Source organism: Burkholderia sp. AW33-5 (genome assembly GCF_053427615.1).
In genome coordinates, this window is record NZ_JBSAXA010000001.1 from 84,450 (window position 1) to 104,560 (window position 20,111).

18 protein-coding genes are annotated in these 20,111 nt (G+C 66.5%); 14 read left to right on the forward strand and 4 right to left on the reverse strand.

All coding sequences use genetic code 11. The features are described from left to right. Positions 1 to 16: 16 nt before the first annotated feature. Together ACV22V_RS00415 and ACV22V_RS00420 are read right to left on the reverse strand one after the other, a co-directional pair. Positions 17 to 1,195 (reverse strand): chromate transporter, encoded by a 1,179-nt coding sequence (locus tag ACV22V_RS00415; RefSeq protein WP_448012665.1) that lies wholly within the window; start codon positions 1,193 to 1,195, stop codon positions 17 to 19. Beyond that, a complete protein-coding gene (locus ACV22V_RS00420) occupies positions 1,192 to 2,169 on the reverse strand; it encodes a chromate resistance protein ChrB domain-containing protein (RefSeq protein WP_448012666.1) in 978 nt (325 codons plus the stop codon). The genes ACV22V_RS00415 and ACV22V_RS00420 overlap by 4 nt, the downstream gene beginning before the upstream one ends. 161 nt (positions 2,170 to 2,330) lie before the next feature. On the opposite strand from ACV22V_RS00420, the gene ACV22V_RS00425 reads away from it, so the two are divergent. From ACV22V_RS00425 to ACV22V_RS00460, 8 genes are all read left to right on the forward strand, one after another. After that, complete coding sequence (locus tag ACV22V_RS00425) at positions 2,331 to 2,603, forward strand: metal/formaldehyde-sensitive transcriptional repressor (protein WP_059692646.1); 273 nt, start codon at positions 2,331 to 2,333, stop codon at positions 2,601 to 2,603. 11 nt (positions 2,604 to 2,614) lie between these two features. Then, on the forward strand, positions 2,615 to 3,910 hold the full coding sequence (dmeF, locus tag ACV22V_RS00430; protein WP_448012667.1) for a CDF family Co(II)/Ni(II) efflux transporter DmeF: 1,296 nt from the start codon (positions 2,615 to 2,617) through the stop codon (positions 3,908 to 3,910). Between the two features lie 2 nt (positions 3,911 to 3,912). Further along, positions 3,913 to 4,098, forward strand: a complete 186-nt coding sequence (locus ACV22V_RS00435) for a DUF1289 domain-containing protein (protein ID WP_059508013.1) — start codon at positions 3,913 to 3,915, stop codon at positions 4,096 to 4,098. 10 nt (positions 4,099 to 4,108) lie between these two features. After that, positions 4,109 to 5,314 (forward strand): MFS transporter, encoded by a 1,206-nt coding sequence (locus tag ACV22V_RS00440; protein ID WP_448012668.1) that lies wholly within the window; start codon positions 4,109 to 4,111, stop codon positions 5,312 to 5,314. A gap of 345 nt (positions 5,315 to 5,659) precedes the next feature. Further along, entirely contained in the window at positions 5,660 to 6,958 is a 1,299-nt protein-coding gene (locus tag ACV22V_RS00445; protein ID WP_059698710.1) for a dicarboxylate/amino acid:cation symporter, read from the forward strand. Between the two features lie 5 nt (positions 6,959 to 6,963). Continuing rightward, positions 6,964 to 7,326 carry a hypothetical protein gene (locus ACV22V_RS00450; protein WP_448012669.1) on the forward strand — a complete coding sequence of 121 codons (363 nt, stop codon included), beginning with the start codon at positions 6,964 to 6,966 and terminating at the stop codon, positions 7,324 to 7,326. A gap of 89 nt (positions 7,327 to 7,415) precedes the next feature. After that, entirely contained in the window at positions 7,416 to 9,350 is a 1,935-nt protein-coding gene (locus tag ACV22V_RS00455) for an SMP-30/gluconolaconase/LRE-like region family protein (protein WP_448012670.1), read from the forward strand. A 269-nt stretch (positions 9,351 to 9,619) separates the two neighbouring features. Then, positions 9,620 to 12,505 (forward strand): beta-propeller fold lactonase family protein, encoded by a 2,886-nt coding sequence (locus ACV22V_RS00460; RefSeq protein ID WP_448012671.1) that lies wholly within the window; start codon positions 9,620 to 9,622, stop codon positions 12,503 to 12,505. A gap of 370 nt (positions 12,506 to 12,875) precedes the next feature. Here the strand turns inward: ACV22V_RS00460 and ACV22V_RS00465 are convergent, their stop codons facing one another. Further along, positions 12,876 to 13,031 carry a DUF3309 family protein gene (locus tag ACV22V_RS00465; protein ID WP_082721856.1) on the reverse strand — a complete coding sequence of 52 codons (156 nt, stop codon included), beginning with the start codon at positions 13,029 to 13,031 and terminating at the stop codon, positions 12,876 to 12,878. A gap of 212 nt (positions 13,032 to 13,243) precedes the next feature. On the opposite strand from ACV22V_RS00465, the gene ACV22V_RS00470 reads away from it, so the two are divergent. The 6 genes from ACV22V_RS00470 (at position 13,244) to ACV22V_RS00495 (ending at position 18,836) form a co-directional block, all read left to right on the forward strand. Next, entirely contained in the window at positions 13,244 to 13,918 is a 675-nt protein-coding gene (locus ACV22V_RS00470) for a histidine phosphatase family protein (RefSeq protein ID WP_059533609.1), read from the forward strand. A gap of 20 nt (positions 13,919 to 13,938) precedes the next feature. After that, on the forward strand, positions 13,939 to 14,970 hold the full coding sequence (locus ACV22V_RS00475; protein ID WP_448012672.1) for a phosphotransferase: 1,032 nt from the start codon (positions 13,939 to 13,941) through the stop codon (positions 14,968 to 14,970). 66 nt (positions 14,971 to 15,036) lie between these two features. Further along, entirely contained in the window at positions 15,037 to 15,801 is a 765-nt protein-coding gene (locus tag ACV22V_RS00480) for an SDR family oxidoreductase (RefSeq protein ID WP_448012673.1), read from the forward strand. A gap of 7 nt (positions 15,802 to 15,808) precedes the next feature. Beyond that, entirely contained in the window at positions 15,809 to 16,567 is a 759-nt protein-coding gene (locus ACV22V_RS00485; protein ID WP_059692622.1) for an SDR family NAD(P)-dependent oxidoreductase, read from the forward strand. 39 nt (positions 16,568 to 16,606) lie between these two features. Next, the gene (locus ACV22V_RS00490) at positions 16,607 to 17,851 is read left to right on the forward strand and encodes an acyl-CoA dehydrogenase family protein (RefSeq protein WP_448012674.1); all 1,245 of its coding nucleotides are present in this window, start codon (positions 16,607 to 16,609) and stop codon (positions 17,849 to 17,851) included. Positions 17,852 to 17,930: 79 nt separating this feature from the next. Next, entirely contained in the window at positions 17,931 to 18,836 is a 906-nt protein-coding gene (locus ACV22V_RS00495) for a LysR family transcriptional regulator (protein ID WP_059698723.1), read from the forward strand. A 30-nt stretch (positions 18,837 to 18,866) separates the two neighbouring features. Here ACV22V_RS00495 and ACV22V_RS00500 read toward each other — a convergent pair whose 3' ends face one another. Next, positions 18,867 to 20,000, reverse strand: a complete 1,134-nt coding sequence (locus ACV22V_RS00500; protein WP_448012675.1) for a molecular chaperone DnaJ — start codon at positions 19,998 to 20,000, stop codon at positions 18,867 to 18,869. Between the last annotated feature and the right edge of the window lie 111 nt (positions 20,001 to 20,111).

Below are 20,111 nucleotides of genomic sequence, written 5' to 3' on the forward strand. Positions count from 1 at the left end.
CTCCCCGCAGTGAGGCTCAATGATGGAGCAGCGGGTAGGCCACCAGCCCGATGAGCGCGGCAGCCGTGACGATGACCGGCTCCTGCAACTTCTTGAAACGCCACAGCAGCAGCACGGTACCGACGGCGAGCAGTGCGGTCGGCAGGTCGACGATCGAGCGTTTCGCGATGACGAGGACGGAGCCCGTGATCGCCCCGACGGCCGCGGCGGTGATTCCGTCCACGAACGCCTTGACGTCCGGGCGGTGCCCGTACTTCTTCACGTACGGCGCGGGAATGACCGTGAACAGATAGCAGGGCAGGAACGTGCCGAGCGCCGCGACGCATGCGCCCGGCAAGCCCGCCACGAGATACCCGATGAAGCCGACGGTGATCACGACGGGACCGGGCGTGATCATCGCGACCGCGACCGCATCGACGAACTGCTTGTCGTTGAGCCAGTGATGTTCGGTGACGACGCCGCCGTAGAGGAACGGCACGATCGCAAGCCCGGAGCCGAACACGAACGCGCCTGCCTTCGTGAAGAACGCGCCGATCTGAACGAGCTGCGGCAGATCGATGCCGCTCAGTATTCCGCTGGCGGCCGGCAGGTTGGCCGCGGCAACCGCATTCAGTCCGCCCCGGTGCAGCCACTTGGGCGGAGCGCGCCACAGCCAGCCGACCAGGCCCGCGACGAGGAACAGCCACGCGATTTCCGATTCGGTGATGAAGGTCACGGCGGCGAGCGTCACGAAGATTGCCCAGAGCAGCCTGTCGTGGCCAACGGTTTTCGTCGTGAGCTTGTAGGCGCTCATCGCGATGATGCCGACCACCGCGGCGCCGACGCCGTAGAAGACGGCCTGCATCCAGGACAGCCCGCCGAAATGCGCGTACGCGAACCCGAGCGCGAGCACCATCAGAAACGACGGCAGCACGAACGCGAAGCCGACGAGTGTCGCACCGAGAATGCGGTAGTGAACGAAGCCGAGATAAATCGCGAGCTGGGCCGCCATCGGCCCCGGTGCGAGCTGGGCCAGCGTGAGCCCTTCCTTGTAGTCGGCCTCCGTGATCCAGTCGCGGCGCTCGACCAGGTCGCGACGCATGTAGCCCGCAAGCGCGACCGGCCCGCCGAAGCCGAACGTGCCGAGACGCAACATGTAGGCGACCAGCTCGCCGAGCGAGTAGGTCGGTTCGGTCGTGGCGATGGCAGTGGTCATGACCTGGCTCCGGTTTCGTTCTTTCCGCTCGACGAGAAGTGCGCGTGCAGGGCGTCTAGCACGGCGCTCATCTGCTCGAGCAATTGATCGTCGTTCTCCGTGCGCTGGCGCGTGCCGGCCATCACGGCTTCGAAGCCGATCGCCTCGGGCGCCGCGGGGCCACCCACGTCGAGTGCGTGCACGATCTCGGCGAGCCGCGCGAGCGCAGGGCTTTTGTCGAGGCCGAAACTGGCCAGCAGCACCTCGAACGTCACGCGCTCGCCGACATGCGTGAACGTCGCACCGTCGAAATCGAAGCCCAGCGCGTCAGCGGGACAATCCGCCGGCGATGCGAGCCAGATGAAGCGGGCGCGTGCGTCGATGAAGCGGCGGATCAGCCACGCGCTGGCGACGCGATCGACCCACATCCGCTGCCGCGTCGCCCAGGTGCGGCCCTGATATTCGTCGACCACCAGCGGGCGGATCGCGCGGTCCGCGGCGTGCGGCTCACCTGGCGACAGCACGGTGTCGACCAGCGCGGCGAAATCCTGCAGCGCGACTTCGGCGCGGGTGGCCGAGTCGCCCGGGAAATAGTCGATCGCGCGGATGGCGTCGAAATCCTTGCGCATGCGCCGCAGCAAACGTGTCAATTCCGTGGCCGACTGGCCGGCGAGGGTCTTGCGGGCGTCCGCAAGGGCCTGGATAAAGGCGGCGTCATCCTCTCCGCGATCGAAGAGCGCGCGGAATTCCAGTTCCTGCTGCGCGTCCAGGCTCGGTGCGCGTAGCAGGTGAGCCGTGCCGCCGCTTTCGGCGATCGACCCCGCGAGGTCGCGCAGCGCGCCCTCATGTTCTTCGGTGTACGGCAGCAGGTAGATGCCGTCGCGCAATACCGCGCAGCCCTTCGCCTTCAGCGCGCGCCAGAACCGCATGCGGGCCGTCGCGTTTTCAGTCGGAAGGGTCAGAACGAGGAGCGACCAGGTGGAGATTGTGTTCATGTAGACAAATCTACATGAAAGTTGCGATTACTACAAAAATACTTCGCGCGATCGTCATGTGATGTCGCCCCCCGTCTTGCGTTAGCCGGGTCTATACCCCTCCCCCCTATATGGAAAGGCGATTTGAGGTATAGTCCCCCCCGCTATATGAAGGGACTACCATGAGCCACACCATCAAGGACAAGCAGAAGCTGCTGAACCGTGTCCGCCGCATCAAGGGACAGGTCGAAGCGATCGAACGCGCGCTGGAGGACGAGCGCGGTTGCAATGAAATCCTCCGCCTCATCACGAGCGGCCGCGGCGCGATGAACGGCCTGCTCGCGGTCGTGCTCGAGGATCACATCCGCAGCCATCTGGTCGACGCCGAAGGGCACGACGAAGAAGGCAGTGCGACCGAGCAACTTATCGAAGTCGTACACAGCTACTTCAAATAAACGGAGGCGCAATGAGCAATTTCAGCGATGACGCCTTCGGCGCAGGGCACGACCACATTTTTCTCGGCGCGGCGCACGAGCAGAACGAACGCAGGACCTGGACGGTCATCGCGCTGTGCGCGGCGATGATGGTGGCCGAGATCGTCGGCGGGTCGCTGTTCGGCTCGCTGGCGCTGATCGCGGACGGCCTGCACATGTCGACGCACGCGGGCGCGATGTTGATCGCCGCGTTCGCCTATACCTATGCGCGCAAGCACGCGAACGATCCGCGCTTCGTGTTCGGCACGGGCAAGCTCGGCGACCTCGCCGGTTTCACGAGCGCGATCGTGCTCGCGATGATCGCGCTGCTGATCGGGTACGAAGCGGTCGCGCGTCTGCTCGCCCCGGTCCCGATCCATTTCGGCGAGGCGATTCCGATCGCGGTGGCCGGCTTGCTCGTCAACATCGCGAGCGTCTGGCTGCTGAGCGGCGATCATCATGGCCATAGCCACGGTCATGGCCATGGTCATCACCACGGGCACGACCATGGCGATCACGACGATCACGACCACGACCACGAAGAGGAAGCGCACCGGATCTTCGACCAGCAGGGCGCATTCGTCGTGTCGGTGTTCGAGGCGGGCGTCCCGCCGGTTTTCCGCGTCGCGCCTGCGACGCACGAGACGACGCTCGTCGATGCGGGCGCCGTGTCGGTGACGACGATCCGCCCGGACGGCACGCGTCAGGTGTTCGCGATGCAAAGCCGCGATGGGTATCTGGAGTCGACCGAAGCCATTCCCGAACCGCATGAATTCAAGGCGATCGTGCGCTTGAACGGTTGCGAACACGAACTGGCGTTCGAGGAGCACGATCATGGCGCGTCCGCGGCGGCGGCGCGCGATCACAACATCCGCTCCGCCTACATCCACGTGATCGCCGATGCCGCGGTTTCCGTGCTGACGATCGTCGGGCTGCTGCTCGCGCGTGCGTTCGGCTGGGTGTGGATGGATCCGCTGGCCGGCATCATCGGTGCGCTGGTGATCGCGAACTGGTCGTACGGCCTGATGCGCGACACGGGCGGCATCCTGCTCGACATGAGTTCGGATCGCCGTCTGGCGGACAAGGTGCGCGGCGCGATCGAAGGCGCAGGCGACCGCGTCGGCGACCTGCATGTGTGGCGGCTCGGGCCGGGGCACATGAGCGCGGTGGTGTCGGTGACGACGACCGATCCGGATCGGGATGCGCGCTTCTATCACGGCGTGCTGCAGCGATTCAGGAACCTGTCGCATGTCACCGTCGAAGTCGTGCCCGCGACGCGAGGACGATAAGCATGGCGGTCAAGTCCCCCTGTGTGGACGTGTGTTCGTTCGACGGCCGCACCGGCTACTGCGTGGCATGCCTGCGAACGCGCGATGAAGCGCGCGGCTGGAAGAAGATGACGGATCACCGGCGTCATCAAATCGTGAACGACCGCGCGCGGCGGCATGCGAAACTGACGCGGGAAACGACCGACTGATCACGACACCATGAGCGCTCCGTCACCGACTGCCCGCAGACCTGCGATTCCACGGACCGTGTGGGCCCTGGGCCTCGTGAGCCTTTTCATGGACCTGTCGTCCGAGCTGATCCATGCGTTGTTGCCGATCTACCTGGTGTCGACGATGGGCATGAGCGTCGCCGCGCTCGGCGTCCTCGAAGGGGCGGCCGAAGCGACGGCGATGATCGTCAAGGTGTTCTCCGGGGCGATCAGCGACTGGCTCGGGCGCCGCAAGGGGCTGCTGCTGGTCGGCTACGGGCTCGCGGCGCTGACCAAGCCGTTGTTTCCGCTGGCGTCCACGCCGGCCGTCGTCGTGGCGGCCCGTTTGCTCGACCGCGTCGGCAAGGGGATTCGCGGCGCGCCGCGCGACGCGCTGGTGGCCGACATCGCGCCGCCCGAAATCCGCGGCGCGTGCTTCGGCCTGCGTCAGTCGATGGATACCGTGGGCGCGATTTTCGGGCCGATGCTCGCGATCGTGCTGATGCTGTGGTTCGGCGACCGCATCCGGACCGTGCTGTGGTTTGCCGTGGTGCCGGCTTTCGTCGCGATCGCATTGATCGTCTTCGGCGTGCGGGAGCCCGAGCAGTCGAAACCGGACCGGCGCTTTCGCTCGCCGCTGCGCTGGAACGCCTTGCGCGAGTTTCCCCGCAGCTACTGGTTCGTCGTCGCGGCCGGCGCGACGTTTGCGCTCGCGCGCTTCAGCGAGGCGTTCCTGGTGCTGCGTGCGCAGCAGACGGGGCTCGACGCGGCGTGGATTCCGGCCGTGATGGTGGCGATGAGCGTGACCTATTCGCTGTCGGCGTGGCCGGTCGGCATCGTGTCGGACCGGCTCGATCGCCGCGTGCTGCTCGCGGCCGGCATGGTATTGCTGATCGTGGCCGACCTGCTGCTCGGCATCGGCACGTCGACGATCTCGATGTTCGCCGGCGTGGCCGTGTGGGGGCTGCACATGGGCTTCACGCAGGGCATCCTCGCCGCGATGGTGTCGGAAACCTCGCCGGCCACGCTGCGCGGCACCGCGTTCGGCGTATTCAACCTGGTGAGCGGCATCTGCATGCTGCTCGCGAGCAGCATCGCCGGCGCGCTGTGGACGCATTTCGGCGCGTCGACCACGTTTCTCGCGGGCGCGGCGCTGGTCGTCGTGCCGCTGTGCCTGTGCCGGTTCATGCCGCGACCCGGCACGTCGCACGCGTGACGCGGCGCCGGCCGGGTCTGCCGACGTTCGGCGCAAGGCCGGGCTGACGGCCGGGCACGACGGTGCCCGAAGAACGTACCCGCCGTCGCGGTCCGCCCATCCCCGGCGCCGACCGGCGAGGGCCCGCCTCGCCGCCTTTCCCGCGCCGCGCACCGCCTGCTGCTTTCAGATTTGAAAGATTGTCCGGCGTTTGCGATAGAATGCCCCCCCTGTTCGCCGTGGCCATGCCCACGGACGGGCACCGGCACCCGAAGCGGCGCGCCGTGCGCGCGGACCACCGCTCTCATTTCGATGCCGGCGATCTCCCTGCCGTTGGAAACACAAGTTCTGTAATTTGGATTGCTAATGAAGAAGAAGCACAACATCACCAAGTACATCGTCATCGCGATGGTGCTTGGCATTGCCGTGGGCTACGCCTGTCATAGCGCGTTTCCCGACCCGAAAATGGCCAAGGAAGTCGCCGGCTACGTGTCGCTGCTGTCCGACGTGTTCCTGCGGCTGATCAAGATGATCATCGCGCCGCTGGTGTTCGCGACGCTGACGGTCGGCATCGCGCAGATGGGCGACAGCGGCTCGGTCGGTCGCGTGGGCGTGAAGGCGTTCGGCTGGTTCATCATCGCGTCGTTCACGTCGCTGCTGCTCGGCCTCGTGACCGCGACGATCCTGAAGCCGGGCAGCCACCTGAGCCTGCCGTTGCCTGCCGCCGACGCGGCGCTGAACCTGAAGACGGGCGCATTCACGCTGAAGGACTTCATCGTCCACCTGGTGCCGAAATCGATCGCCGAGGCGATGGCGAACAACGAGATCCTGCAGATCGTCGTCTTCTCGATCTTCTTCGGCACCGCGCTGTCCGCGCTCGGCGACGCCGGCAAGCGCCTGACCGGCGTGATCGACGATCTCGCGCAGGTCATGCTGAAGGTGACGGGCGCGGTGATGTGGTTCGCGCCGGTCGCCGTGTTTGCCGCGCTGGCGTCGACGATCACGACGGAAGGGCTCGGCATCCTGCTCACGTTCGCGAAGTTCATGGCGAGCTTCTACCTGGCGCTCGCGCTGCTGTGGGGCGTGCTGACGCTCGCCGGCGTGGCGTTCCTCGGCAAGCGCGCGTTCACGCTGATCCGCCTGATTCGCGAGCCGTTCCTGCTGTCGTTCGCGACGGCGAGTTCCGAAGCCGCGTATCCGAAGCTGCTCGACGCGCTCGACCGGTTCGGCGTGAATCGCAAGATTTCGAGCTTCGTGCTGCCGATCGGATACTCGTTCAACCTCGACGGCTCGATGATGTACTGCACGTTCGCGGTGCTGTTCATCTCGCAGGTCTACGGGATCGATTTGCCGCTCGCCACGCAGATCACGATGCTGCTGATGCTGATGGTGACGTCGAAGGGGATGGCGGGCGTGCCGCGCGCGTCGCTCGTCGTGATCGCGGCGACGCTCAACCAGTTCCATCTGCCGGAAGCCGGGCTGCTGCTGATCATGGGCGTCGACATGTTCCTGGACATGGGCCGCTCGGCCACCAACGCCGTCGGCAATTCGATCGCGGCGGCGGTGGTCGCGAAGTGGGAAGGCCAGCTCGGCGAATCGCGCGACGACGCGGATTCGGACGGCGGCGGCGAGATCAAGCAGGTGCAGGTACGGGAGACGGCGTAGTCCGCGTGATTTCCCTGCTGCAAATGAAATGCGCCGGCCCGGATTCCACATGGATTCGGGCCGGTGTGATAACCGCCAGCGGTCATTCCTTTACCCGTCTTTACCCGCATCCGGCGATTTTCCCGATTCGCCGAAAAACGTTCCGCCATTTCCGATACGCCGCATTCGACATCGCGGCGATATTCCGCCATCGAAAGCTGCACGGCCCCGATAGCATGCGCGAACGCGCAAGTGATCGTTCACTCTCGCGCAGTCGCGCGCCCCGCCTGCGCGAGCAGCCCGCAATTTTTTTCGATTTATATGACGATATTCTCGGCGTTGCCGATTATCGAATGCACGCGCGATGTAATACCGACTGCACCGGGTGATTTAGCGGAAGTATTTACGCATTGCCGATTTTAAAACCATCCGGTTGCCCCTCATGTGAATGACTCCACCATTCAGGAGAGCATCAGCCATGGTTGCCAGAAAACCGATTCAGGCCGTGCTGCTCGCCGCCGCGGTCGCCGCGATCGCGCCGGCCGGAAACGCGGCGAATACCACCGACTGGATCGCGAATACCTATGGCACGCTCGCCGCGCACGTCGGCAACGTCGCACGCGCGATGTGGGTCGCGCCCGAAGGTGTGATCTACACGGCGTCGATGTGGGACGAGGACGAGGGCGGCGTCGCGATCTACCAGAACGGCAAGAGCGCCGGCTCGATCGGCTCGCACTCGGAATTCCAGGGCAGCGCGATCACGGGCAACGCGACGTCGCTGTTCGTCGCGCTGCAGCCCGGCAACGGATACGGCAGCGGCGCGGTCGGGCGCTACAACCGCGCCACGCGGTTCCGCGACAAGCTGATTCAGGTCACCGCGGCGACCAACCAGCCGCGTATCGACGTCGTCACCGGGCTCGCCACGGCCGGCTCGCTGCTCTATGCGAGCGATTTCTACGGCAATCGCGTGCGCGTGTTCACGATCGACGGCGTGTGGCAACGCGACATCGGCGTGTCGGCACCCGGCGCGCTCGCGGTCGACGGCGCGGGGAACATCTGGGTCGCGCAGAAGAGCGCGGGTTCGGTCGTCGAATTCAGTCCGACCGGCGCGCCGCTGAACACGATCCGGCTGGCCGCCGGGTCGCAGCCGTCGGCGCTCTATTTCGACGCGGCGGCGGGCCAGCTGATGGTCGGCGACGAAGGGCCCGACGTGAACATCAAGCGCTATGCCGTCTCGGGCCGGCCCGCGCTGGCCGGCACGTTCGGCGTGCTCGGCGGCTATCTCGACACGACGACGGGCATCAAGGGCCAGGTCGGCGCGAAGCGCTTCACCCGCATCGCCGGCATCGGCAAGGACACGGCCGGCAACCTGTACGTGCTCAACAACCCGTGGGGCGGCAGCTGGGACCTCGGCCGCAACGGCGCGACCGACATTCACGCGTACAGCAGCGCCGGCAGCCTGCGGTGGACGCTGCAGTCGCTCAACTTCGAAGGCATCGCCGCACCGGATCCGGTCACCGACGGTGCGCTGTTCTACAGCGGCACCCACGTCTACGGCGGCACCGCGGGCGGCACCTTCGTCGCGAACACCGTCGATCCGTTCGCGTATCCGTCGGACCCGCGCATCAACATGAGCGACACGCAGCGCGACGAGCATTTCGGGCTGCTGACGTCGGTCGGCGCGAACCGCATCCTCGTCGCGGCCGGGCAGAATCCGCCGGTTTACTACTTCTTCCACTTCAACGCGGCCAATGGCTACGTCGCGATTCCCGACGGGTCGATCCCCGGGCCCGCGTTCAACACGACCCGGCGCGTGTCGGCCGGCTTCAGCCTCGACGGCAAGGGCGGCGTCTGGGCCGGCCTCGACAAGACCGGCGCCATTTATCACTATCCGCTGACCGGTTTCGACGCGAGCGGCAAGCCTTCGTGGGGGCGGGGCGTGCCGACGCCGGTGCCGGCCAGCATCCAGCCGCTGACGCGCATCGTCTATCTCGTCGACAGCGACACGATGGTGCTCGCGCAGGGTGTGGTCGGCAGTACCGACTGGACGTCGATCGGCACCCGCATCGAGGTGTATCACGGCTGGCGCGCCGGCAACACGACGAAGCCGAATCCGGTGATCACGCTGCCGCACAGCGGCGCGAAGTCGATCGACGCGGCCGGCAACCACCTGTTCGTCGGCTACTGGTTCAGCAGCAGCGGGCCGCTGTGGCCGAACATCGACGCGTTCAACCTCGACACCGGCAATCTCGACACGACGCTCGTCAACGCGAGCCCCGCGACCGTGGATACGAGCAGCGCGATCGACGCGATGTACAGCGTGCGCGCGTACCGCCGCTCGAACGGCGAATACGTGGTGACGAAGAACAACGTGAAGGGAAACAGCATCACCGTTTATCGGTGGACGCCGTGACGGCGACGCATCGAACGTGACGATGACACCGCGATGGCTGTCATCGAAACGCCTTCGCTGTAACCATGTGTAATAAGCCGGCCCGCAACGGAGCCGGTCATCCGCTTGACATTGGGCGGCGATGTAATGCCGGCACGTCGGCGATCGCCGACGCAACGCACTCGATCGATTGGCACAGGCCCTCGCCACCGCGCGGCACGGGCAGACGAGGCCAGGATCATGCCGGACACGTCAGACGGTAATCGCCCCCACAGGTATAGAGGATTCCTATGAGAAATAGCCAGGTCAAGCGCGCGCTCCGACTCGGAGCCGTCATGTCGGCCGTGCTGCTTGCGTCGCACGCGCATGCGGAAGGTTTCAACGCCGCCGACGCCACCCGCGTGCCGAGCGGGCAGTTCGTCACGCCGCTCGCCGTGCGCGGCGCGGTCCAGCAATTCCTGAATCCGGGGTTGCCGGCCTATCCGCATTTCGTCGCGGGGGAAGCCGTGCGCTCGCAATTGAGCCCGGACGGCAAGACGCTGGCGATCATCACCGCCGGCCAGAACTCGCTGTACAAACCGGACGGTTCGGTCGACACCGCGGCCTCGACGCAATTCATCTTCCTGTACGACGTCGCCGGCGCGAACAAGACGCGCCCGATGCTCAGGCAGGTGCTTCAGCAGACCAATGCGTTCGTCGGCCTGGCGTTTTCGCATGACGGCAGCAAGCTCTATGCGACCGGCGGCAGCGACGATGCGGTCTACGTCTATGCGCAGCAGGGCGGCGCGTGGGCGCTGTCGACGACGATCGCGCTCGGCCACGCGGGCAAGGGCGTCGGCATCCGCGTGCAGCCGAACGCGGCCGGGCTCGCGTTGTCGGCCGACGGCAAGACGCTCGTCGTCGCGAACAACTACAACGATTCGATCAGCGTGATCGATACCGCGACCAACAACGTGCGTTACGAGCACGACCTGCGTCCGTTCTTCTCCGGCAACGAAGGTCGCAGCGGCGACGCCGGCGGCACGTTCCCGTTCGCGGTCGTGATGAAGGGCAACGGCATCGCGTACGTGTCGTCGGATCGCGATCGCGAGATCGTCGCGATCGACGTGTCGTCGCCGTCTCGCGGCCGGCTGGTCAAGCGCATCAAGCTGGACGGCAACGCGCTCGGCATGACGCTCGACGCGTCGCAATCGCGGCTGTTCGTCGCGCAGGACAATGCCGACCAGGTCGCGGTGATCGACACGAACGCCAACGCGATCGTGGCCCGGATCGACGCACGCGCGCCGGCGGGCGTGCTCGCGAATGGCCAGGCGCATACGGGCGCGGCGACGTATGCGGTCACGCTGTCGCGCGATGGCCGCACGCTTTATGCGACCAATGCCGGCGCGAACGAAATCGCCGTCATCCCGCTCGTCGGCGAGCGCGCATATCGTGTCACCGGCCTGATTCCGACCGCGTTCGAGCCGCACGACGTGACGTTCAGCGCCGACGGCACGTGGATGTACGTGGTGAACGGCAAGAGCACGACCGGCCCGAACCCCGGCCACCTGTTCGGCGCGACCCCCGCGGAGGCCGCCGCGTCGCGCGCATCGAACGAATACCAGTTCCAGCTCGAGCGCGCGTCGCTCGTGAGCGCGCCGGTGCCGGCCGCCAACGAGCTGCCTACGCTGACGCAGCAGGCCGCGCGCAACAACTTCTATCGCCCGGAAGACAACGACAGGGACAACGAAGTGATGGGCTTCCTGCGCCGTCACATCAAGCACGTGATCTACGTCGTCAAGGAAAACCGCACGTTCGACCAGGTGCTCGGCGACATCGGCAACGGCGCCAACGGCGATCCGAAGCTGGCCCAGTTCGGCCGCAACATCACGCCGAACTTCCATCGTCTGGCGAGCCAGTTCGTGACGCTCGACAACTTCATGAACCCGGGCGACGGCAGCATGGACGGCTGGTCGTGGGCGCTGCAGGGGCGCGTCACCAACACGGAGACGATCACCCAGCAGATCAACTACGCGGCGGTCAATCGCGGCCTGTCGTACGAGAGCGAGGGCACGAACCGCAACGTGCCGGTCAACTGGGAGTCGGTGCAGCAACGCGACGCGGCGGCCGGGCCGGCTGGCACCACGAACTACAGCAACGCGGCCGCCAGCCTGCCGGGCGGCGCGGCGAACCTGCTGCCCGGCACCGGCAACCATGCGTCGTCCGATGCGCCGTTCGGCCGCCAGCGCGGCTACATCTTCGACGCGGTGCTCGCCGGCGGCGGCACCGTCCGCAACTACGGCTTCCTCGTGAACAACATCGGCAGCATCGGCACGTCGGCGAATCCGATCGTCGATCCGCGCGCGGCCGGCGTCGTTCAGGTCGCCGCGCTCGACCCGCGGCTGGCGTCGATGACCGACGTGTATTTCCGCGGTTTCGACCAGACGTATCCGGACCAATGGCGCCTCAACGAGTGGAAACGCGAGTTCGACCAGTACGTCGCGAGCGGCAACCTGCCGACGCTGTCGCTGGTGCGCCTGTCGCACGATCACATGGGGGCGTTCGGCACGGCGTTCGCCGGCGTGAACACGCCGGAGACGCAGCAGGCGGACAACGACCTGGCGGTTGGCCGGCTGGTCGAGGCCGTCGCGAAGAGTCCGTATGCGAACGACACGCTGATCGTCGTGACCGAGGACGACGTGCAGGACGGCCCCGACCACGTGGATTCGCATCGCGGGCCCGCGTATATCGTCGGGCCGTACGTGAAGCAGGGTGCGGTGATCCGGACGCGCTACAGCCAGGTCAATGCGCTGCGCACCATCGAGGACGTGCTCGGCACGCAGCACATGAACCTGAACACCGCCTACCAGCGGCCGATGACCGACGTGTTCGACGTGCACGGCCCTGCGTCGTGGACTTACACGGCCGTCGCGTCGACGGCGCTGAAGGGCACCGGGTTGCGGCTGGCCGAAGGGGCGGGCGAGAACGCGCTGCAATACGCGGCGGGGCCGGACGTCACGCCGAAGCATGACGCGGCGTACTGGGCGAAGGTCACGGCGAAGTTCGACTTCGACGATGCCGACGAGGTGCCGGCGGATCAGTTCAACCGCGTGCTGTGGAAAGGGATGATGGGCACGCAGCCGTATCCGAAGCTCAGGGGCGTGACGCAGAAGGTGGCGAGCCGCGACGACGACTGATCGCTCTGCCGCCCGGTGTGGAAGCGGGCCCTCCAGTCGGGAGGGCCCGTTTTTTTACGACATCAAAAGAAAAGCCGGATCGATACTTTTTGCGCAGGATCCGTCGTGCGATGCACAAAATGTGTCGGTCGATGGCGGCGCGGGCCGCAGGTGCGCGGCGCGAGACGCGGACAGCCGCGCAAGCGGAGGCCGCATGCACAATGCGCAGGCCGCTGCGTGCGCAACATGCGGTGAAGGATTTCGCCGTCGATTGTCGGCCGGTTGCGTGGCCGCCGATGCCGGGTCGGCATTCATCGCCGGCTTTTGTAAAGAAGCCACGGCAGCGCGATCGAACGACGCGTGCCCGTTCAACCGGCACGCGCCATCACACTCAAATGTGGCCCAGCAGCACCAGTATCACGACGATGACGACGATCAGCCCGAGGGAGCTCGATGGCCAGTAACCCCAGCTTCGACTGTGCGGCCATGCAGGAAATGCTCCGATCAACAGCAGAATCAGAACGATGATAAGGATTGTACCGAGCATCGCACCCCTCCTGAACTTGTTCGACATAACGGTGCCTGCGGGCGCAATTCCCGTGCCGCCAGGCACAGCCGTCGGCGCGAGCCGGCGACAGCGCACCGTTCGAATACCGTGAATTCATGCGATGAATACTGCCCGATTCAGAAAATAAATTTCAAAAATGCAAACCCGGTCGCTATGCTGATCCATCGGTTTCCCCCTCAGGCGGGCATGCAATGGCTGAACTTTTTCTGGTGCGGCACGGGCAGGCGTCGTTCGGCACGGACGATTACGACCGGCTGTCCGCGGCCGGCGACCAGCAGGGCGTCTGGCTCGGCGAGTACTTCGCGCGGCAGGGCCTGACGTTCGACCGCGTGATCTGCGGCACGATGAACCGGCATGCGCAGACGGTCGATGCGATCCTGCGCGGGATGGGCGGCGAAGGCGCACAGGTCGACCGCCATCCCGGCCTGAACGAATACGACTTCCACGGGCTGTTCGCGGCAGCGGCGAACGACTATCCGGAGATCGCGCGGCTCGCGGCCGGCTCGATGAAGGAATACTTTCGCGCGCTGCGGCAGGTGCTGCACCTGTGGGCCGACGACAAGCTCGGCGATACCGCGCCCGAAACCTGGGCGCATTTCCAGCAACGCGTCGCCGACGCCCGCGCCGCGATCCGCCAGGGCGGCAGCCAGCGCGTGCTCGCGGTGAGTTCCGGCGGCCCGATCGCGGTGACCGTGCAGCAGGTGCTCGCCGCACCGGCGTCGAGCGCGATCGCGCTGAACCTGCAGATCCGCAACAGCAGTCTTTCGCAGTTTTTCTTCAACGCCGAAGCGTTCCACCTCGCGTCGTTCAACGGCATTCCACATTTAGAGGATTCCGAACGACATGCGTGGCGCACCTACGGCTGACCTCACGAACGATCGCGACGATGACGAACCCTTCCCAGCCCCTCGACGTAGCTCGCCTCACGCGCTATCTGGAAGCGCACGTGCCGGGATTCGAAGGCCCGCTCGACATGGAGAAGTTTGCCGGCGGCCAGTCGAACCCGACCTTCCTGCTGCACGCGAAGAGCGGCCGCTACGTGCTGCGCCGCCAGCCGCCCGGCGAGCTGCTGAAATCCGCGCATGCGGTCGATCGCGAATTCCGCGTGCTGAGCGCGCTGTCGGGCACCGCGGTGCCGGTCGCGCACCCGTATCACCTCTGCGAAGACCGCGACGTGATCGGCAGCCTCTTCTACGTAATGAGCTTCGAGGACGGCCGGATCTTCTGGGATCCGGCGCTGCCGGAGTTGCCGAAGGCCGATCGCGCGATCTGCTACGACGCGCTGCTGCGCACGCTGGCCGCGCTGCACGACGTGGACGTCGACGCGGTGGGCCTCGCCGACTACGGCCGCCCCGGCAACTACTTCGAGCGGCAGATCGGCGTGTGGACGAAGCAGTATCGCGCGGCGGAAACGGAGCGCCTCGACGCGATGGAGACGCTGATCGACTGGCTGCCGAAAGCCTGCCCCGAGGACACCGGCCGGCCCGCGCTGGTGCACGGCGATTTCCGGATCGACAACCTGATGTTCGCGCGCGACGAGTATCGCGTGCAGGCCGTGCTCGACTGGGAACTGTCGACGCTCGGCAACCCGCTCGCCGATCTCGCGTATTTCTGCATGTGCCTGCGCCTGCCGTCGGGCGGCCAGGTGCGCGGGCTCGCGGGCCAGGATCGTGCCGAACTCGGCATTCCCGACGAAGCGGCGATCGTCGCGCGCTACTGCGAACTGCGCGGGATCGCGCCGATCCGCGACTGGCACTTCTATCTCGCGTTCAGTTTCTTCCGGCTCGCGGCGATCGCGCAGGGCGTGAAGGCGCGCGCGTTGCAGGGCAATGCGTCGAGCGAGCAGGCGCTGCGCGTGGGCGCGATGGCCGGCCGGCTGGCCGAAATGGCGGTCGACGTGATCGGCGCGCATCGCTGACATCGCGGACATCGCTGGCATCGCCGCGCGGCGGCACGAAAAACATCAATGGAGGAGCACAGCAACATGGCAACGAATCTGTTCGACCTGACGGGCAAGATCGCGCTGGTGACCGGCGCGAGCCGCGGCATCGGCGAGGAAATCGCGAAGCTGCTCGCGGCGCAGGGCGCGCACGTGATCGTGTCGAGCCGCAAGCTCGACGACTGCCAGGCGGTCGCGGACGCGATCGTCGCGGCGGGCGGTCGCGCGGAAGCGCTGGCTTGCCACGTCGGGCGGCTGGAGGACATCGCCGCAATCTTCGAGACGATCCGCGGCAAGCACGGCCGGCTCGACATCCTCGTGAACAACGCGGCCGCGAATCCGTATTTCGGGCACATCCTCGATACCGATCTCGCCGCATATGAAAAGACCGTCGACGTGAACATCCGCGGCTACTTCTTCATGTCGGTCGAGGCCGGCAAGATGATGAAGGCACAGGGCGGCGGCGCGATCGTCAACACCGCGTCGGTGAACGCGCTGCAGCCGGGCGACCGTCAGGGCATCTACTCGATCACGAAGGCCGCGGTCGTCAACATGACGAAGGCGTTCGCGAAGGAATGCGGGCCGTTCGGCATCCGCGTGAACGCGCTGCTGCCGGGCCTCACGAAGACGAAGTTCGCGGGCGCGCTGTTCGCCGACAAGGACATCTACGAAACCTGGATGGCGAAGATTCCGCTGCGCCGTCACGCGGAGCCGCGCGAGATGGCCGGCACTGTGCTGTATCTCGTGTCGGACGCGGCGAGCTACACGAACGGCGAGTGCATCGTCGTCGATGGCGGCCTGACGATCTGAGCGCGCGATGAAACTCGACAGCTACGCCGGGCAGGCCGTGATGATCACCGGCGCCGCGAGCGGCTTTGGCGCGCTGCTCGCGAGCGAGCTGGCCGCGATGGGCGCGCGGCTCGCGCTCGGCGACCTGAACGAGGCCGCGCTCGAACGCGTGGCCGCGCCGCTGCGCGCGGCCGGCGCCGACGTGATCGCGCAGCGCTGCGACGTGCGCATCGAAGCGGAGGTCGCGGCGCTGGTGCAGGCGGCGGTGGCGCGCTTCGGGCGGCTCGACGTCGGCATCAACAACGCGGGCATCGCCCCGCCGCTGAAGGCGCTGATCGAGACCGAGGAAGCCGATCTCGACCTGAGCTTCGCGGTGAACGCGAAGGGCGTGTTCTTCGGAATGAAGCACCAGATTCGCCAGATGCTCGCGCAGCGCGAAGGCGTGATCCTGAACGTCGCGTCGATGGCCGGGCTTGGCGGCGCGCCGAAACTGGCCGCGTACGCGGCGTCGAAACATGCCGTGGTCGGGCTCACGAAGACGGCCGCGCTCGAATACGCGCGGCACGGCATTCGCGTGAACGCGGTGTGTCCGTTCTACAGCACGACGCCGATGGTCACCGACAGCGACATCGGCGATCGCCAGGATTTTCTCGCACAGGGCTCGCCGATGAAACGGCTCGGCCGCCCCGAGGAAATCGTCGCGACGATGCTCACGCTGTGCGCGAAGGAAAACACCTATCTGACCGGGCAGGCCGTCGCCGTCGACGGCGGTGTGTCGGCCTTCTGAACCGAACGAACGGAACACGAAAATCTCGAGGAGTCGATCATGGACTTTGGCTACACCCCGAAAGTGGAAGAACTGCGCGCGCGCGTGCATGCGTTCATGGACGCGCACATCGTGCCGCGCATCCGCCAGTGGAACGAGGAAGTGCATGCGGGCCAGTATCCCGTGTCGTTCATGGAGGCGCTGAAGGAGCGCGCGAAGGCCGAAGGGCTGTGGAACCTGTTCCTGCCGCACCTGAAGGACGACGAGCCGGGCACCGGGCTGACGAATCTCGAATACGCGCCGCTCGCCGAGATCATGGGGCGCGTGGGCTGGGCGTCGGAGGTGTTCAACTGCAACGCGCCGGACACCGGCAACATGGAGCTGCTGCACATGTTCGCGACGCCCGAGCAGCGCGAACAGTGGCTGCTGCCGCTCTTGCGCGGCGAGATCCGTTCGGCGTTCGCGATGACGGAGCCCGACGTCGCGTCGTCGGATGCGACCAACATCACGACGCGCATCGAGCGCGTGGGCGACGAATACGTGATCAACGGCCGCAAGTGGTTCATCACGAACGCCGCGCATCCGAATTGCAGGATCTTCATCGTGATGGGCAAGACCGATCCCGACGCGGAATCGCACCGGCAACAGAGCATGATCCTCGTGCCGCGCGACACGCCGGGCGTGACGGTCGTGCGCAACATCACGGTGGTCAATCATTACGCACCGGAAGGGCATTGCGAGATCACGTTCGACAACGTGCGCGTGCCGGCGCGCAACCTGCTCGGCGACGAAGGCAGCGGCTTCGCGCTCGCACAGGCGCGCCTCGGGCCGGGCCGGATTCACCACTGCATGCGTTCGATCGGCGCGGCCGAACTCGCGCTGGAACTGATGATCGACCGCGCGCAGTCGCGCGAGGCGTTCGGCAAGCCGCTGAACCGGCACGGCACGATCGGCGAATGGATCGCGCGCTCGCGCATCGAGATCGATCAGGCGCGCCTGCTGGTGCTGAAGGCCGCATGGATGATCGACAAGGTCGGCGCGAAGGCGGCGCGCAAGGAAATCTCGATGATCAAGGCGCTCGTGCCGACCGTCTACACGGACGTGTGCGACCGCGCGATGCAGGTGTTCGGCGCGATGGGCCTGAGCCCCGATACGCCGCTCGCCGACCTGTGGACCTGGGGCCGCGCGCTGCGCTTCGCGGACGGCCCGGACGAGGTGCATCTGCAGGCGATCGCGCGCATGGAAATCAAGGACGCCGTGCGCGGTTCGACCGAGCCGTACCTGACGCGGCCGCCGCGCGGTTGAGCCGCGCGCCGCGCGGGGAGGCGACGTGGCGGAGCGGGAGACGCATGCCGTATTAAGATGCCGGCAAGGAGATCCGGCGATGCGCCTTTCGAAGATTGATCTGAACCTGTTCGTCGTATTCGAGGCGATCTACAACAAGCGCAACCTGACGCGCGCGGCCGAGGTGCTGAACCTCACGCAGCCGGCCGTCAGCAACGCGCTGGCGCGGCTGCGCAAGACGCTGAACGACCCGCTGTTCGTCAGCACGCCGGCCGGGATGATGCCGACGCCGATGGCCGAAAACATCGTCGGTCGCGTGCGCGAGGCGCTGCAACTGCTCGATTCGAGCGCGCACGAAGGCGACGTGTTCGATCCCGCTTCGTCGGAGCGCGTGTTCCGGCTCAGCATGAGCGACCTGACCGAGGCGCTGCTGCTGCCCGCGCTCGGTGAACTGCTGCAGACGCATGCGCCCGGCATGCACGTGCGCAGCTACACGATGGACCGCCGCGAAGTGGCGACCGCGCTCGCGAACGGCTCCGTCGACATCGCGATCGACGCGCCGCTGATCGGCGATCCGCACCTGCACCAGGCGCTGCTCGTGCGCGACCGCTACGCGTGCATGATCCGCGACGATCATCCGTTCAAGGGCGACACGCTGACCATGGACGACTACCTGTCGATGGGGCACATCCACGTGTCGAGCCGCCGCAAGGGCAGCGGGCACGTCGACGCGGAGCTGACGCGCCTCGGGCTGCGCCGCAACATCCAGATGCGCGTGCAGCACTACATGGTCGCGCCGCTGATCGCGATGCGCGGCGATCTCGCGCTGACGGCGCCGCTCAGGCTGCTGCAGCGTTACCCGGCGCGAATTCTCGAACTGCCGTTCGAGATGCCGGGGCTCGAATACTTTTGCTACTGGCATCGCAGCGCCGATCAGGATCAGGGCAGTCGGTGGCTGCGTGAGCAACTGATGATGCTGATGGGCGGGATGGGCGAGCCGCAGTGAAGGGCGCGGCGTGCGCCCGCGCGTGCCGGCTCAATACGAATCGTCGTCGAAGCGCGACGATGCGGGCCGACGCTTCATGTCCTTCACCCAGGCCCTCACCTGATCCGGATCCTCGAATTCGCGCAGCGCGACGGTCAGGTCCTGGTTGCTGCGCTGCATGCCGGCGATGTCGCGCGCGAGCATGCGCAGGACCGTATCGGGCGCGACCTTGGTGGACGACGCGATGCCGTAGCTCCGCCGAAAATCGTTCTCGACGTGCCGGATCTCCTGATCGAGTTCGCGCAGTTGTTCCTCGAGGATGCCGTTGTAGCGCGCGAGCCGCGCTTCGCCGAGGCCGTCGATCGCGCGCCGATCGATCTGTTCGATCTCCAGCTGCAGTTCCAGCAGTTGCAGCAGGTTGCCCTTCTCGTAAGCGCGGTTGACTCGCTGCATCAGCGCGGTCTTGCGTTGCTGTTCCTGCGGATCGGTTTCGCGATCGGGGTGCAGCGCGCTCGCGAGCTTGCGATAGATCTCGCGGATCGATTTGTTCGATTCGGCTTGCTCGGCCTCGATCCTGGCCTGCGCGGCCGACTGCTTCGGCGATTTCTTGCGTTTTGCGCGCTGGGCCTCGCGGGCTGCGTGAGCGGCCATGTCGCGTTCGAACTGTGCGTCGAGTTCGGCCTGCATCCGCTCGGCGAGTTCGTCGGGCGACAGTGAGTCGAGATCCTCGGCCGGTTGCGATTGCGGTTGGGGCTCCCGTTCCGGTTCCCGTTCCGTCGGCTCGGGCTCGCCCGCCGCGTTGCCGACGCGCGCCGATTCCGCGTGCCGGTTGAAGATGACCTTCAACGCCGCGTCGTCGCTGACGTTCAGCAGGTCGCGCGCCATGTCGGCGATCAGGTCGGACAGCATGCGCTGCTCGGCCTTGCTCAAGCCTTTTCGCAGGAACGTGTCGTCGAGCAGATGAATCAGCCGGATCCGCAGCGCCGTCGCTTCCTGTTCGAGCGGCAACAGCCCGTCGACGAACTTCTTCTGGAACGCCGGCATCACGGCTTCCCACGCGCCGAGCCGCTCGCGCCGCTTTTCGATGTGCTTGACGAGCGTATTGAAGGTTTGCTGGGCTTTCGACAGGCTGGCTGTCTCGTGACCGGGCGCGATGGCGACCGCGGCACCGCGACGTGCGGTCATGATGAATCTCCTCCGGCCGCGGCAAGGGGGCGCGGCAGGCCGGTATTTTAGCCGGCATCTCCGTGGCCGGCGGCGGGACGGACGGCTCGGGGAGCCGTGCACGCCGAGCGG

Bases quoted from the DNA above. Each gene is read 5' to 3' on its own strand.
- dmeF (WP_448012667.1), top strand. From the start codon at position 2,615: ATGAGCAATTTCAGCGATGACGCCTTCGGCGCAGGGCACGACCACATT.
- ACV22V_RS00435 (WP_059508013.1), top strand. From the start codon at position 3,913: ATGGCGGTCAAGTCCCCCTGTGTGGACGTGTGTTCGTTCGACGGCCGC.
- ACV22V_RS00485 (WP_059692622.1), top strand. From the start codon at position 15,809: ATGAAACTCGACAGCTACGCCGGGCAGGCCGTGATGATCACCGGCGCC.
- ACV22V_RS00440 (WP_448012668.1), top strand. From the start codon at position 4,109: ATGAGCGCTCCGTCACCGACTGCCCGCAGACCTGCGATTCCACGGACC.
- ACV22V_RS00455 (WP_448012670.1), top strand. From the start codon at position 7,416: ATGGTTGCCAGAAAACCGATTCAGGCCGTGCTGCTCGCCGCCGCGGTC.
- ACV22V_RS00465 (WP_082721856.1), bottom strand. From the start codon at position 13,031: ATGCTCGGTACAATCCTTATCATCGTTCTGATTCTGCTGTTGATCGGA.
- ACV22V_RS00415 (WP_448012665.1), bottom strand. From the start codon at position 1,195: ATGACCACTGCCATCGCCACGACCGAACCGACCTACTCGCTCGGCGAG.
- ACV22V_RS00420 (WP_448012666.1), bottom strand. From the start codon at position 2,169: ATGAACACAATCTCCACCTGGTCGCTCCTCGTTCTGACCCTTCCGACT.
- ACV22V_RS00475 (WP_448012672.1), top strand. From the start codon at position 13,939: ATGACGAACCCTTCCCAGCCCCTCGACGTAGCTCGCCTCACGCGCTAT.
- ACV22V_RS00480 (WP_448012673.1), top strand. From the start codon at position 15,037: ATGGCAACGAATCTGTTCGACCTGACGGGCAAGATCGCGCTGGTGACC.
- ACV22V_RS00495 (WP_059698723.1), top strand. From the start codon at position 17,931: ATGCGCCTTTCGAAGATTGATCTGAACCTGTTCGTCGTATTCGAGGCG.
- ACV22V_RS00470 (WP_059533609.1), top strand. From the start codon at position 13,244: ATGGCTGAACTTTTTCTGGTGCGGCACGGGCAGGCGTCGTTCGGCACG.
- ACV22V_RS00445 (WP_059698710.1), top strand. From the start codon at position 5,660: ATGAAGAAGAAGCACAACATCACCAAGTACATCGTCATCGCGATGGTG.
- ACV22V_RS00425 (WP_059692646.1), top strand. From the start codon at position 2,331: ATGAGCCACACCATCAAGGACAAGCAGAAGCTGCTGAACCGTGTCCGC.
- ACV22V_RS00490 (WP_448012674.1), top strand. From the start codon at position 16,607: ATGGACTTTGGCTACACCCCGAAAGTGGAAGAACTGCGCGCGCGCGTG.
- ACV22V_RS00500 (WP_448012675.1), bottom strand. From the start codon at position 20,000: ATGACCGCACGTCGCGGTGCCGCGGTCGCCATCGCGCCCGGTCACGAG.
- ACV22V_RS00460 (WP_448012671.1), top strand. From the start codon at position 9,620: ATGAGAAATAGCCAGGTCAAGCGCGCGCTCCGACTCGGAGCCGTCATG.